The 13,814-nt window shown below is 56.5% G+C and carries 12 protein-coding genes; 5 read left to right on the forward strand and 7 right to left on the reverse strand.

All coding sequences use genetic code 11. The features are described 5' to 3' along the window. Positions 1-36: 36 nt before the first annotated feature. Entirely contained in the window at positions 37-234 is a 198-nt protein-coding gene (locus tag FEJ81_RS20130; protein WP_006183483.1) for a heavy-metal-associated domain-containing protein, read from the forward strand. Positions 235-380: 146 nt separating this feature from the next. Next, positions 381-2,663: a heavy metal translocating P-type ATPase gene (locus FEJ81_RS20135; protein ID WP_138247027.1), complete on the forward strand. Its 2,283-nt coding sequence runs from the start codon at positions 381-383 to the stop codon at positions 2,661-2,663. 323 nt (positions 2,664-2,986) lie between these two features. On the opposite strand, the gene FEJ81_RS20140 is transcribed toward FEJ81_RS20135, so the two are convergent. Together FEJ81_RS20140 and FEJ81_RS20145 are read right to left on the reverse strand one after the other, a co-directional pair. After that, the gene (locus FEJ81_RS20140) at positions 2,987-3,874 is read right to left on the reverse strand and encodes a hypothetical protein (protein WP_138247028.1); all 888 of its coding nucleotides are present in this window, start codon (positions 3,872-3,874) and stop codon (positions 2,987-2,989) included. Between the two features lie 53 nt (positions 3,875-3,927). Continuing rightward, positions 3,928-4,224, reverse strand: coding sequence for a PadR family transcriptional regulator (locus FEJ81_RS20145; protein WP_004048633.1), 297 nt, complete (start codon positions 4,222-4,224; stop codon positions 3,928-3,930). A gap of 136 nt (positions 4,225-4,360) precedes the next feature. Between FEJ81_RS20145 and FEJ81_RS20150 the strand changes: the two genes are divergently transcribed. Together FEJ81_RS20150 and FEJ81_RS20155 are read left to right on the forward strand one after the other, a co-directional pair. Next, entirely contained in the window at positions 4,361-4,528 is a 168-nt protein-coding gene (locus FEJ81_RS20150) for a DNA-binding protein (RefSeq protein WP_004048632.1), read from the forward strand. A gap of 98 nt (positions 4,529-4,626) precedes the next feature. Continuing rightward, positions 4,627-5,187: a diadenylate cyclase gene (locus tag FEJ81_RS20155; RefSeq protein WP_138247029.1), complete on the forward strand. Its 561-nt coding sequence runs from the start codon at positions 4,627-4,629 to the stop codon at positions 5,185-5,187. 306 nt (positions 5,188-5,493) lie between these two features. Here the strand turns inward: FEJ81_RS20155 and FEJ81_RS20160 are convergent, their stop codons facing one another. From FEJ81_RS20160 to FEJ81_RS20175, 4 genes are all read right to left on the reverse strand, one after another. Continuing rightward, a complete protein-coding gene (locus tag FEJ81_RS20160; RefSeq protein ID WP_229504825.1) occupies positions 5,494-6,636 on the reverse strand; it encodes a mechanosensitive ion channel family protein in 1,143 nt (380 codons plus the stop codon). A gap of 419 nt (positions 6,637-7,055) precedes the next feature. Continuing rightward, positions 7,056-7,946, reverse strand: coding sequence for a universal stress protein (locus tag FEJ81_RS20165; RefSeq protein ID WP_138247031.1), 891 nt, complete (start codon positions 7,944-7,946; stop codon positions 7,056-7,058). Positions 7,947-8,048: 102 nt separating this feature from the next. Further along, positions 8,049-9,698 carry a cation:proton antiporter gene (locus FEJ81_RS20170; protein WP_138247032.1) on the reverse strand — a complete coding sequence of 550 codons (1,650 nt, stop codon included), beginning with the start codon at positions 9,696-9,698 and terminating at the stop codon, positions 8,049-8,051. Next, positions 9,691-11,397 (reverse strand): cation:proton antiporter, encoded by a 1,707-nt coding sequence (locus tag FEJ81_RS20175; protein WP_206424484.1) that lies wholly within the window; start codon positions 11,395-11,397, stop codon positions 9,691-9,693. The genes FEJ81_RS20170 and FEJ81_RS20175 overlap by 8 nt, the downstream gene beginning before the upstream one ends. A gap of 146 nt (positions 11,398-11,543) precedes the next feature. On the opposite strand from FEJ81_RS20175, the gene FEJ81_RS20180 reads away from it, so the two are divergent. Next, complete coding sequence (locus tag FEJ81_RS20180; protein WP_138247033.1) at positions 11,544-12,611, forward strand: succinylglutamate desuccinylase/aspartoacylase family protein; 1,068 nt, start codon at positions 11,544-11,546, stop codon at positions 12,609-12,611. A gap of 56 nt (positions 12,612-12,667) precedes the next feature. Here the strand turns inward: FEJ81_RS20180 and FEJ81_RS20185 are convergent, their stop codons facing one another. Next, complete coding sequence (locus tag FEJ81_RS20185; protein WP_138247034.1) at positions 12,668-13,699, reverse strand: FAD-binding oxidoreductase; 1,032 nt, start codon at positions 13,697-13,699, stop codon at positions 12,668-12,670. Positions 13,700-13,814 lie beyond the last annotated feature (115 nt).

Below are 13,814 nucleotides of genomic sequence, written 5' to 3' on the forward strand. Positions count from 1 at the left end.
AATCCGCTAAAGGGAGGGAGCCGTATGTACCTCTGTATGACGACGACCATCACCGTGGAAGGAATGTCGTGCGGTCACTGCGAGCAGACGGTCGAAGAGGCCCTTGAAGAGGTCACTGGCGTGACTTCCGTGACCGTCGACAGGGAGAGTGAACAGGCAAGTGTCGACGGTGAGGCAGAGGTCACGGCCCTCGTGGCGGCCGTCGAAGACGCGGGATACACCGCTCACGCCTGAGTATCGTGCGCTGCGGATAGCACAAGTCGCTTCGAGACGACGACTAACTGTTGTCTTCGGAGCTCGTCTACGCTGGTCCTGCTGTACGGTCTCAGGGCCGAAGATTCAAGAAGCCGGCGGAACCACCTCAATAGAGAACATGACTCATGGACGACCACAAAGATACAACTGAGAATTCCCCGGGAGGAGAGGACCAGCCGGACACCACCAGTCACCAGCACGAACACGGTGAGCACGATGAAGCGGTCGCGGAATCTGACGAGGAAGGGGTAGAACAGGAGCTACTAGAGGAGGAAGCTCACCCTGCTGCGGCAGGTGAGATGGCGTCCCACGAGCAGCACGAACACGCCGGACACGAGGGCGACGGGCACGGCCACGGTTCCCATGAGGGCCACGGTGAGGGGCATGGCGGGATGCACGAGGGCCACGAGCAGATGTTCCGGCGGCGTTTCTTCGTTTCGACGCTCCTGTCGATTCCCGTTCTCCTGTACAGCGAAATGCTACAGGAGTGGCTCGGGTTCTCCGTCCCCGCGTTCCCGGGCAGCGAGTGGATCAACCCCGTCTTCGCGGTCATCGTCTTCGCGTACGGTGGCGTTCCATTCCTCCAGATGGCACTCCCGGAGCTGAAAGACCGGTCGCCGGGGATGATGACGTTGATCTCGATGGCGATCACCGTCGCGTTTGTCTACAGCCTCGCGAGCGTGATTTTCCCCACACAGTCGGCGTTCTTCTGGGAGCTCGTCACGCTGATCGACATCATGCTGCTGGGCCACTGGATCGAGATGCGGTCGGTCCGGCGGGCCTCCAGCGCGCTCGACGAACTGGCGAAACTGATGCCAGACACCGCCGAGCGTATCACCGACGACGGGGAGACCGAAGAAGTTCCCGTCAGTGAGCTCTCGGAAGGCGATCTCGTGCTCGTCCGGCCGGGCGCGAGTGTCCCTGCTGACGGCACCGTCGAGGAGGGTGACTCCGACGTCAACGAGTCGATGATCACCGGCGAGTCCAAGCCCGTCTCGAAAGAGCCTGGCGACGAGGTCATCGGCGGCACCATCAACGGCGACGGGAGTCTCCGTGTTCGCGTCGGTGCGACGGGCGAGGAGACAACACTCGCGGGCATCATGCGCCTCGTCGAGGAAGCTCAACAGAGCAAGTCCAAGACGCAAGTGTTGGCCGACCGGGCGGCCGGCTGGCTGTTCTACGTCGCGCTCGGGGCGGCAGTCGTGACCGCGATTGCGTGGACGGTCGCAGTCTCGTTCGACGCGACGGTCATCGAGCGAGTCGTGACGGTGCTCGTCATCGCCTGCCCACACGCCCTCGGGCTCGCCATCCCGCTGGTCGTCGCGATCAACACCTCACTTGCGGCGCGCAACGGGATGCTCGTTCGCGACCGCATCGCAATGGAGGACGCACGGAATCTGGATGCCATCATCTTCGACAAGACAGGGACGCTTACCGAGGGCGAACACGGCGTCGTGGATATGGCGACCGTCAACGGTGTCGACGAGGACGACGCGCTCGGGCTGGCGGCAGCCGTCGAGAGCGACTCCGAACACATGATCGCGCGAGCGATTCGCGAGGCCGCCGACGAGCGAGACCTAACTACTCCCGACGCGACCGCCTTCGAGGCGATCAAAGGGCGAGGGGTTCGCGCAAACGTCGATGGAAACGAGGTGTACGTCGGTGGGCCGAACCTGTTGACCCAGCTCGATAGCGAGATCCCCGCCCATCTCCAGCGCTTCGCTGACGAGGCGGGACAGAACGCCCAGACAGTGGTGTATCTCGTTCGTGACGGCGATCTGATCGCTGCTTTCGCGATGGCCGACGTGATCCGTGAGGAGAGTTTCCGCGTCGTCGATGCCCTCCACGACTTGGGCATCGAGGTGGCGATGCTGACTGGGGACTCCCAGGACGTGGCCGACGCTGTCGCGGACGAGCTGGGCATCGACACGGTGTTCGCCGAGGTCCTCCCCGAGGACAAGGACGAGAAAGTCCAGGAGCTCCAGGACCAGGGGAAGCTCGTGGGGATGGTTGGTGACGGTGTGAACGATGCGCCGGCGCTGACGCGAGCCGACGTCGGGATCGCCATCGGGAGCGGCACCGACGTCGCCGTCCAGTCGGCGGATGTCATTCTCGTGCAGAACAACCCGATGGATGTAGTGCGACTCGTGAAACTCAGTAAGGCGAGCTACCGGAAGATGCAGGAGAACATCGTCTGGGCGGCCGGCTACAACGTCTTCGCAATTCCGCTTGCAGCAGGCGTGTTGGCACCGATCGGGATTCTGCTGTCGCCCGCCGTTGGTGCGCTCCTGATGTCGTTGAGTACAGTAATCGTCGCGATCAACGCCCAGCTCCTCCGCCGCGTGGACCTGTCCATCCCCGAACTGCCAGGCAGCACACCATCCACGGAGGCACAGCCTGCTGACTGAAACGCTCCCGATCGCTTCGGAGGGTTTCATTCAATTGAGTCCGGTTGGTGGACAGCAAATGGCGACACTGCGTAATTTCGGTGGGTATCGCTATGCAGTCACCGATTCCACAGTTTTCCCGAAGGGTGCATAGTTCGGTATACACAGACGCTTCCTCTGATGGGCTACATTGCTGCGCCAGCACTAGGTTTATACCGTTAGACGGGTTTCTTTCTAGTATGAGCCTCGAAGAGACGGTTGACTACCTCGCCGAGGAACTCGACCTCGAGCGAAGTGAACACGTCCGTGAGGTTGGTCAGTCAGTCGCCGAACTTCGCGACTGATCAGAACATTTCTCTGAAGTCCCGTTCGACGAGCCCGGCCTCCAGATACGTGATGAACTCTTGTTTCGTGGGTCCTTGACGGTCGAGCAGATCGTCCCGTTCTGCTCGTTCGAGAACCGCCTGCGCGAAGTCCGTACAGTGGGATTCGTGCTGCTCAGCGTATTCTGAGAGGGCTTCTCGCCAGTGCATATCAAGCTCGAACTCGGCTAATCGGATTTGAATCCCGTCTTTCCGTTCGACGAGGTCGACGTCCAACTCTTCGAGCTGCTTGAAACGGAGATTGTTCCGGCGGACCGTGATGAGCCGCTTGGAATCGACGATATAGGGATCAACCCACTCTCGCCAGGTATCGTCGTCGACGTGCGTTCGTGGCATCTCAAAATCCGGGTCCACACTCTCAATACAGAACTGCAGCATCGCGATGCTAGTTCGATGATTCGCATTCGGGAGGGAATGTCGGAGGATCAAATTCGCCATCACCTCTCCAGCGACGGTCGGAAGTGGTGCTCCCCAGGAGACGTGATCGAGTGCCTGCTGGATCTTTTGCGGTTCGAACTCCTTGTAGAGCCGGAACTCATCCTCATCTCGAACATCGACCGCGGCTTCGAGCAACTCTACTAATCGGAATGCGACAACCTGCCCAGCACGGGGGAGGTCACGAATACGGTCGCTCAGCCATTCCTGATCGAAGTCGATATCTTGGGCTGATTCGATCTCTGAATCGCCTTCGTAGAGCACATAGACTGGAGCTTCGAAGGGGTACCCGATGAGCTTTGTCGACTCGCCGGATTGCTCTCGCTGAGACAGGATTTCTGCCACCGATGCCGAGCTATATTTGAGTGAGAAATTCTCGGCCTGTGGGTGGTGATAGAAGACGAGCCGAGCCATCTTACTGTGGATTCGTGGGAAGTGGGTAAAGCAGTCCCGTTTTTATAATGACTCTACGACGTAGTGGGTGCGTTCACATCTTCTAAATACTGACTTTCCCACTCACGTCGCGCCTCGATTTCCCGCAATCCGCGTTGCGTGACCGTGTACACGTTCGTCCGCTTGTCGAGTTCACCCTTCTCCAGCAGTCCTTTGTTGACGAGATCGTCGAGATTCGGATAGAGGCGGCCATGATTGATCTCCTGCTCGTAGTAGTCGTCGAGTTCGTCCTTGATTGCGAGCCCATGTGGTTCCTCGAGCCCGGTGGTTACGTACAAGATATCCCGCTGGAACCCAGTTAGATCGTGCATCTGCCTGTTCTCTATTTTTGAGGGGTGGCATATGTTCTCTCTGGTACTCAGATGCCAATATTCGATACGACGAGGCGAGAACCCTGCGTGAGAACTTCGAACCTTTATATGGTGGACAAGAGAAGTCCGCGATGGAATGTCTGACCTAATCGTCAAAGCAGCCGTGAAGGACGCGCTCTCGGACCACAACGTCTCGGCAGATTTCTACGACGCCCTCAACGAAGAGGTCGCCGAACTGCTCGACGACGCCGCCGAGCGTGCCGAGGCCAACGACCGGAAGACGGTCCAGCCCCGCGACCTATAGCCTGACTCCGTACGTCAGACCAGAGCACCAAATCGCAATACGCGGACGGTAGCAAGTGTAGCGGGCGATATTTATGGGTGACTCCACGAAAAATAGGCATGCCTACTCCTGCGTCGTTGGATATCGATTATCAGTCCCATGAACGTGTGAAGAAGCTGATTGACATCCTCAAGTTCTGTCTCGAGGATATTAGTTTGGCATTCGAGTCTTGGGATGAACCGTATGTCACTGGTCCGGGACTCTATTTTGCCATCGTTTCGGGACACACAGTGAGAAATCACGCAGATCCGATGGGAGCGAATCGATGGCCCGTATCTACATCCAGGGATGTCCTTGATGACGTCGATAGTTTCTATGAAGCAACGACTGAGGTCGCTCGCGAGCGTGACGGAGCTGTCGTTATCAGTGTGGACGGGATTGTCCAGGAGCAGATGGTCCGATTCCATGATTATTCGTCTGATCCGAATCAGTCGACCGAATCTCGCATTCAGTATGCCGATTGGATGGGATCACGCCATATGAGTGCCGCCGACACGTCTGCGCGGCCTGATGCCGTTACGACGATGACCCTTAGCGCTGAGACAGGGCGCGTAACGGTATTCGACGATGGAGAGTACTCTACGACGCCTCGTGATGAACTCTATCAAGCGTGGCAGTAATCGGATTTTTCGTTCCAAATTGGAATGTCGAAGGTCGGAGAATACGTGCTCTCCTTCGAGAGATATTTAGACGAAGTTATCGACGGGAAGAGGGGTTGACTTCGAGAATTTCCGGATCATCAGCCATCGAGCGGGCGCAGTTCTGACACAGATACGTGATAATCTTCGCTTCACTCTGGAATCGGATCTCCATTCGCACCCCATCTCCTGATTCACAACGGTTACACTCCATACGAGAGAGACGAATTGACCGCCATTAATGAGTTCGGAGAATATCGGGGACGAGCGTTGAACGAGGAGATCTATTTAGTTGTTTGATTCATCCCTAGACGGTTCTACCCCCTCCTCATCGTATGTTCGTTCTACAGGCTGTTGTGGAGGGACGTCTTGTTCCGAATCGAGGAAGCTGATTTCCCGTTGCGGGAAGGGGATCACGATATCCGCCTCGTCAAATTCGTCATACACGAGCCGGTTGATCTGATCGATTGCTCGGAGTTCGCTAAATGGATGAGCAACGAAGGCCCACAGTTCGAAGAGGAGTGCAGAATCACCGAATTCCCGGAACATTACCCGAGCCGAGGGCGATTCGAGGAGGAGCGGAATCTCATCACAAACGCCCAGTAGAATCTCTTCCACTTTTTGATAGTCCGTCCCGTACGCGACCGTAATCGGCACTCGAATCCGCTTGCGACGCTGTGGAGCGGACTCGTTGACGACCGAGGCGGAATTCAACACGGAATTCGGTACTGTAATCAAGACATTGTCACGGGTGAGGACTGTCGTACTCCGAATACCGATGTCAGTCACGGTCCCTCGCTGTCCGTCCTCTAAAATGATCACATCCCCCGTTTTGTACGTGTCGTCAAAATACAGCGATACGCCACCGATCAAATTCCCAATGGCTTCCTGAGCGGCTAACCCAAGGATGATTCCGATAATCCCTGCCGAAGCGAGAAACGGTGTGACGTTGATCTCCCAGATAATGAGGAGGCTGATACCGGTCCCAATCAGGAGAAGGATGGTCCAGAAGTTCTTGAATATCGGGGAAAACTCGTAGTCACTTTCTGTAGCATTCACGGCTTCGATCCACTGACTTCCAATACGAGTCGCTGCTCGCATCCATAGCACAACGAGTATCGAGAGGATAGCACCGACGATGTAGTAACTCGATTCGACGAATCCGAGAACACTCAGGCTACCGTATATTCCGCCAAGAGCCACCGAGACGTACAGCGGCATATGGATTTCCTCGAAGAAGATACGATTGATTGAGTCGTCAGGCCATCGATCGGATTGATCCAATAGCTTGTGTCCGCCCCACTCAATAAGCCGGGAGAGAAAGTACGCACCTATGAGAATCGCGATGACGAGCATCCACGGCTGATTGCTGAAAGGAAGATCGTCGGCGCTTTGCAGCAAGATTTCGAGGTCAGGAGAAATACCGAACATCACCAATACCGTTTCCTAGTTGATATGGATATAAGTGTGTGGCGAGTAACTCCCGAAAAATCACCGCTCTATTGACATCCTCTGTAAATGAAGGCTTTTCACACTCTTCCAATTTCTTAGTGCAGCGCCTCACTCACTTGGAAAACTAAAATTAGTACCCCCACAGTCAGGGCATGAATCCCATTCTTTTGGCTGGGGGACAGCAGTGCCTACAGCTCGGAGAACAAAGCCGCAGCCGTCGCACTCGATGTATTCCCCCATCTGTGCCGGGCATTACTGTCTAACGGCTATCAGTCTTGTCCTCTACTAGTTTGGTAGTTGACAGAGATAGACAAAGCAACCGTCGCACATTTCGGCGACCACTGTTTCAAGAACGAGTTCCAAGGAATAGAACTCCTACGGAATCAGGCCCACAAATTTCAGCGTCGAGCGAGGGCCGCGTTACGTCGGATGCGTGAGGCGAGCCGTGCAAGCCGTGAGGGGAGATTTTGATGCGCTTTGACCATCAGCACCGAACTCTCCGACTGCCTGCCTACTTGTTCCGGTAGCGATCCGATAACGGAACGACGGAAGAGATCTTCGGAAGTCGCTCCGAGAACAACGAGGTCAACGGTCTTTGATTGCTTTATGATTGTCTCGCTGACTGAGTCGCTCTCAACGGTTTCCTGAGTGATGAGTGGGACACCAGTAAACCCTGCAATCACGTTCTCTAACGTTGTTTCCCGCTCGTTACGTGCTGTCTCCGATTCGGTCGGTGTATTGACGATGATGACGTGGATCTCTGCATCGTGTACCCGAGCAAGGGAGCCCGCCATGCTCGCTGCTAATTCGGTGTTTGGACCACCAGCAACAGGCAGGAGAATTCGCTGTATATCCTCGTTATCGTCCATTCGTTTCACGAGAACGTCGCACGGTGCCTCCCGGAGTACGTGATCGAGATGCGACCCCAAGATAATGTCTCGGCGACGCGGTCTTCCCCGCCACCCCATGAGGATCGTGTCGATATCCCGTTCGTTCGCTACGCTGAGGATGCCGCTGGCAATCGAGCGAGCAAAGCGGATCCGGCTGGTCACTTCGACCGCTTGATCACTGACCAACTCCGTCGCATAGTTGAGCGTCTCCCGTTCGTTCGAAACCAGCCGCTCACCTTCGGAAAGCGGGAGTTGTTCCGGGACCCTAATCACGGTCAGCAGGTCGAGTGGGCGTCCCGTATCCGTCGCCAAATCCACAGCGGTCGAGACCAGTTGGTCTGCCGTCTCCGGATTTGCGATCGGCACGAGAATTGAGCCTTGGGAGGTCGAAGTAACCATTACGTCTTGAATGTTCGACAGTGAATATAGGGGTTTGGCTCAAACAGAACCTCTGAACCACTGCGGTACTCCACGATTTCAGGCCCGATTCAGAACGCCCTACTATCGAAATTCGAGTTCCTCGTGGAGACGGTGTTTGTTCTGTAATCGCCACTGCTCGAGGGAGACGTCGTCAGTAAGGACCGTTCGTATCTTCTCCAATAACTGTTCCGAGGCCAGGAAATCAGGAACGATGACATAGCTTGCGCCTGCGCCTAACAGGCGATCCGCTTCGTCGACACGATTCGACCGGAGCACGACGTCTGCCTCCGTGTCTAGCCCCAGAATTCGCTTTGACACACGGGGATCATCGACTGTCGAGAGGATCAATCGAGCAGTATCGGCGTTCGCTCGTTGCAACGTCTCGTTGCTTACCGCATCTCCGAAAATGTGGTTCTCGTGGTTCGTGGCTAATTCGTGATGATCTGGATCGTGATCGATGACGACGAAGGGCTGGTCCTCCTCCTCACAGGTCTGCGCGGCCAGCGTACCAAGTCGCCCATACCCGACGATAATGACGTGGTCTCGGAGAGATGAGTCGACCGAACTTCGGCTGTTCAGCTTGGAGTGTGTCGATTCCAATGGGAGACGTTTGGATAACACTCGATACAGCGGCTCGCTGTACTGGCGGGTAACGGTCGACGTGATCATCGTCAGTGCTGCAACGAGAATGATCGCCTCGAAGACATCCGGCTGAATTCGCCCGAGGATCAACGCTTGGATCGCGATGATGAGGGCGAATTCACTCACTTGGTCGAGTCCGAAACTTGTCAGCGATGCCGTCCTGGTCTCGTATCCCTGGTAGAGTAGTGCGTAGATCGTCACGAGTGGCTTGAGGACGACGATAACGAGGAACAGAACGGCCGCAAACAGAAGTGCTCGTGTCGTGGGAATCGTAATCAGGCTTCCGACCGTGACGAAGAAAATCGCCGCGAAGAAGTCGTCGAACGATTCGAGCCCTGCTTCGAGTGCCAATTTGTCCGGGAACTCTCTCGTGATCGCCAACCCGGCGGCGAACGCTCCAATGACGATCGAGATACCGGTCATTTCCGCGAGGCTGATAAATCCGAGAAGCAGCGCGACCCCCGTCAGAATGATGAGTTCGTCGGAGTCGCCCGACAGCGACACGAGAACGTCGAACAGGTACACCCGGACGAGCGCGGCGACGAGGAGGATGACAACGCCGTACCCGAGTTTGAGTGCGATGCCGTCGGGCGTGAAGACATCCGCGCTCAACACGAGAATGAGAACGACCGCGAACAGGTCCTGCGCGAAGTGAATCGACGAGATGAGGCGTCCCTGGATGAGGTTGCGACGAATATCGTGAACGGCGAGTTCCCGGCCGACGAGCGACGAACTGAGGGCAGCTGCGCTTGCGAAGTATACTGCGTTCAGCGTATCAAGCCCGAAGACGAGTCCTAGACCGAAGACGAGCGACCCGATCAGCAGTACCTGAAGGGCCGCAACATGCTCGCTGTCACGCGCGACTGCGCGGAACCGCCCCGGTTCGACTTCGACACCGAAGGTAAACACGAGGAACGCGACTCCCCACTGCGCGAGTTCCAGGGTCGTCCCTTGTGGGATGAACGGCGCGAGGAAGAGCCCGACGATGATATACACCGGGACCGCAGGGATACCCACCCGTGTTGCAACGATCAGAAATAGCGCAGCGGCGATGAAGATCGCACCCAGGGGCGTCAGGAGCTCAACCATCGAACTCACCTCGGATCCAGCGGAGGTGGCCAATATCGCGGTCTACCACCGACCAGAACGCCTCCGGCTCGTTGAAATACTGGCGAAGATGCTCGGCGAGCTTTTCACTCGAGAGTGCTGTACTGAGGATGACGTAGTGAGCCCCGCGGTCGTACAGATTACTCGCATCAGTGGTCGATTCGGCCTCAGCGAACACGACCGCCTGTTCTCCGGTTTCTTCGAGCAGCGTCCGGTTGATGTCGGGTTCGACCGTCGAACTCAACACGAACGCCGCTCGCTTGAGCCCGGCAGCGCTTCGAATCTCACCGTGTTTGAAATCGCCGTAGATGTAGTCGTAATCCGCGGACTGATGGATCTCAGCGTGGGCTGGGTTTCGGTCGACGACGACGACGTCTCCGAAGTGTTCCTGGAGCACCGGCAACGCCGCCCGAATGATCTCGTCGTAACCAACGACAACGGCGTGGTCTCGGTAGACGTGGAGGTCGACGTCTCGCTTCTCGTCGCCTTCGAAGCGGGCGAGGTAGGGTTTGACACGCTCGTAAATCTCGTAGTTGTAGTTGATGAGGTACGTCGAGAGGCTCATCGTGACGATCGCCATCAGACTCAGATAGCCCAGAATCGACGCGTCGATGAAGCCCTGAGTGACTGCCAGCGCACCGACGACGAGTGAGAACTCGCTCACTTGAGCCATGTTGAGACTTCCGATGAACGAGGTCTCCGGCGTGAACTGTTCGCGGTCGATGAGATAGAAGATGATCAGGAAGTTCCCGATCATGAGGGCAGCTGAGGCAATCAACGCCTCAACCCAGTAGGCGAGGAGGCTATCCGCAGCGAGTTGGAGGCCGATACTGGTGAAGAACACGACCATGAAGAAGTCGGTGATTGGGCGAACTCGCTCGGTGAGCTCGCTCGTGTACGGGACCTGTGCGAGACTCAATCCCGCGAGGAACGCCCCGACTTCGAGCGAGAGGTTGAGCTGTTCGGTCCCCAAGATGAAGACGAACGCCCAGGCGATACCGACGATAAAAAACGCCCTCCTGTCGTCCGCGACGGCCTTGAACAGTGACGGGAGGAGATACCGGGCGGAGAGATACGAGACGATACCAACGCCACTCATCAACAGGAGTATCGTTCCGACACTGACGGCGATTTCCGTGGGATTCGAGAGTGACTCAGCGCTCAGAACGGCGAGGAGGATGACGAGATAGATGTCCTGAATGATGAGGACGCCGACGTCGATCTTTCCGGGAAGCGTCGCCAGTTCGTCTTTGTCGGACAGCAGCTTCACGATGATCGGCGTGGCCCCGAAAACGGTCGCCAACGCGATGATGGTCGTTTCGAGGAGCGTAAAGCCCAGCGCGAACGCGACGACGAAGGCGAGTGCGGTCTGCAGGATCGTCTGCCAGATGGCGATGTTGACGATGGGTCGGAGGATCTCGCGGATGTCGTCGATACGCATCTTCATCCCGATGAGGAAGAGGAGGAATCCGAGCCCGAGTTCGCTCATCAAGACCACGAGTTCCGACTGAGAAACGACGTCGAGGAAGACCGGTCCGAGAACGAGGCCCGTGAAGATATACGCGACGATCGTCGGTTGACCCGTCAATCGAGCGATATAGCTCAGCAGGACCGCCGTGATGATAATGACCGCAAAGTCAGTCGCAAAGGGAAGCGACCCAGCCTGCAGAGGTACAATCACGTCTGGCCAATCTCTCCCGAAATCAATGAAGATAGTGATTATCCACGTCACCTATATTGATTATTGGCACCCCTGCTCGCTTCTACACACTGGACGGAAACAGTGATGACACTGTAGTTTTAGTGGATGCGAAATCGTTTGGAAGTATGGAATCCGACATTTCTGAACCGAAACCCTTCAGATACGACGCAGAGGTCGATCCTGGTGAGAAACGCCAGATCCGGTATGAAGTGGGCGAGAGTTATCTCGGTGATCCGGTCGAGATCCCGGTTACGATAATCAATGGTGCCCATGGGGGACCGACAGTGTTTCTGACTGCGGCCATTCACGGTGACGAACTCAACGGGGTCAAGGTTCTCCAGGAAGTCGCGGACCGGTATCGGCCCGGAGAACTCCACGGAACCATTGTGTGCCTCCATGTTGTGAACGTGCCGGCCTATCACGCTCAGCAGCGATACATTCCGATCTACGATCAGGACCTCAACCGGGCGTTCCCTGGTCGAGAACGGAGCAATACCGCCGAACGGATGGCCCACCAGATTTACAGCCGGTTTATTAGTAACTGCGATTTGGGGATCGATTTCCACACGTCGACGCGTAACCGAACCACGATGTATCACGTTCGGGCAGACCTCGACAACGAAGACGTCGAGCCGCTTGCTCGTTCCTTTGGAGCGAACGTAATCCTGTATGGGGCAGGCGAATCGAACTCACTGCGATCGGTCGCAACGTCGAATGGCATTCCGACAATCACGGTGGAGATGGGCCGAGCTCACCGGTTCCAACCGACGTTGATAGAGAAGGCGATAGACGGCGTCGAGAGCGTCTTAGCACAGTACGGTGTTCTCCGGGATGTCCCGGTCCAATGGCCCGGCTGGTACAAGGTTACGGCGGCCGATAGCGAAAAGCGATGGCTGCGAGCCGACACGGGCGGACTCGTTGATATGGAGTGGGGCCCGTATCCGCTTGTTCACGAGGGTGAAACGATCTGTACAATTACGGATCACTTCAAAACCGAGGAGCACATCGTAACCGCTCCGTTCACGGGACTGATCGTCGGAGCACTCGAAAACCCGATTGCACTACCGGGACATCCGCTCTGTCATCTCGTCCGACTGGATACGGAGACGCGTGATGAAATCGAGCGTGAGATTCGCCGTGGCGAATTCGATGGGTATCGGAAGTACAACGGTGATTTCAGCGCAGATGCCTGACCCACCGTTGGGACAAGACCCGAGGGCATTCGACCTGTCGCGGCTGTGAGGCTTCATCATCCGTATCCCTCACAGTGTACGTGTCGGGATGGGACCCCCAGACGCCGGACAGCAGTCTCGAGACTGTATACCATCGCGTTAATTCCACAAGCGTACACTTCCAGTTCGTGCGGGTCGATCCGGGTGTCCAACTTGATCGGTGGCCTGTCGTCGAGAAGATCGGCCATATGGCGACCGAACGCAGCATCGTCGAGCGACCGCTCGTCGACGAATTTCAACATCGCATCTTGGATGTATTCCGTTTCGCCGGCCCATGAGTTAAGCCATGCCTCCCGGGAGAGGCACGGAACGTAGTGGAAGTTGCCATGGCTTTCCGAGAGGTTCTCAAACGCCTTGTGGTATGGTAGGTCGTCTTTCCACGCCGCGCCGAGAAAGAGCCACACATCCCGTTTTTCGTCTCGGAATTCATCTCGTCCTTCTTCGAACGTATAATCGATCATACTCTTCATCGGTGCAACGCCGGTTCCCGTGGCGAGAAACACCAGATCCCGTTTCGACGGATCTTCAAGGAGGAGATGTCCGTTCGGCCCCCTAATCGTGAGCCGATCGCCGACGGAGAGTTCGTTACACAGTCGTGGTGAAAGACGGCCATCCGGGACACGACGGATGCAAAGTTCCGTCTCATCTTGGTTCGGAGAACTAGCAATCGAGTATGCACGTGTCCGATTTCCGTATCGGAGTGAGAGGTACTGCCCTGCTGCGAAATTGATTGGGTCCTCCGTTTCGAGGGTAATCTTGACAAGGGCCGGATGTGCTCGTTCGTATCGGTCACGCAATGCGCCGATCCTCGGGGCTAGCTTTCGGGTTGCGTGTGTCGCCGCGGAAAACACTTCATCCCAGTCGATGGGGCCGCGATCAGGAATCACCGCCTCGAAGCCATGTTTGGTACCTAACTTGAGTAACGCATTCCGAATCTCAGTCCTCCGGTCGCGGTCCATTGCTTCGACTGCCGTGACGGTCGCAGATTCCGAAATTAATGGAAGCGAGGCGGCGTGATCATGTTGGGAGTTGTGCTCTCGTATAGTCATATTCTCCGAAATGGTGAGCAACCCATTGAATCTTCGCTGTAGGAACTATGTCGGTAGAGAAGGATTCGTGGTCTCGCCACTTCAGCTGATCGCAGTGCAAACAGTGAACAAACAG

It is taken from the genome of Natrinema versiforme, assembly GCF_005576615.1.
GTDB classification, from domain to species: Archaea; Halobacteriota; Halobacteria; order Halobacteriales; family Natrialbaceae; genus Natrinema; species Natrinema versiforme_A.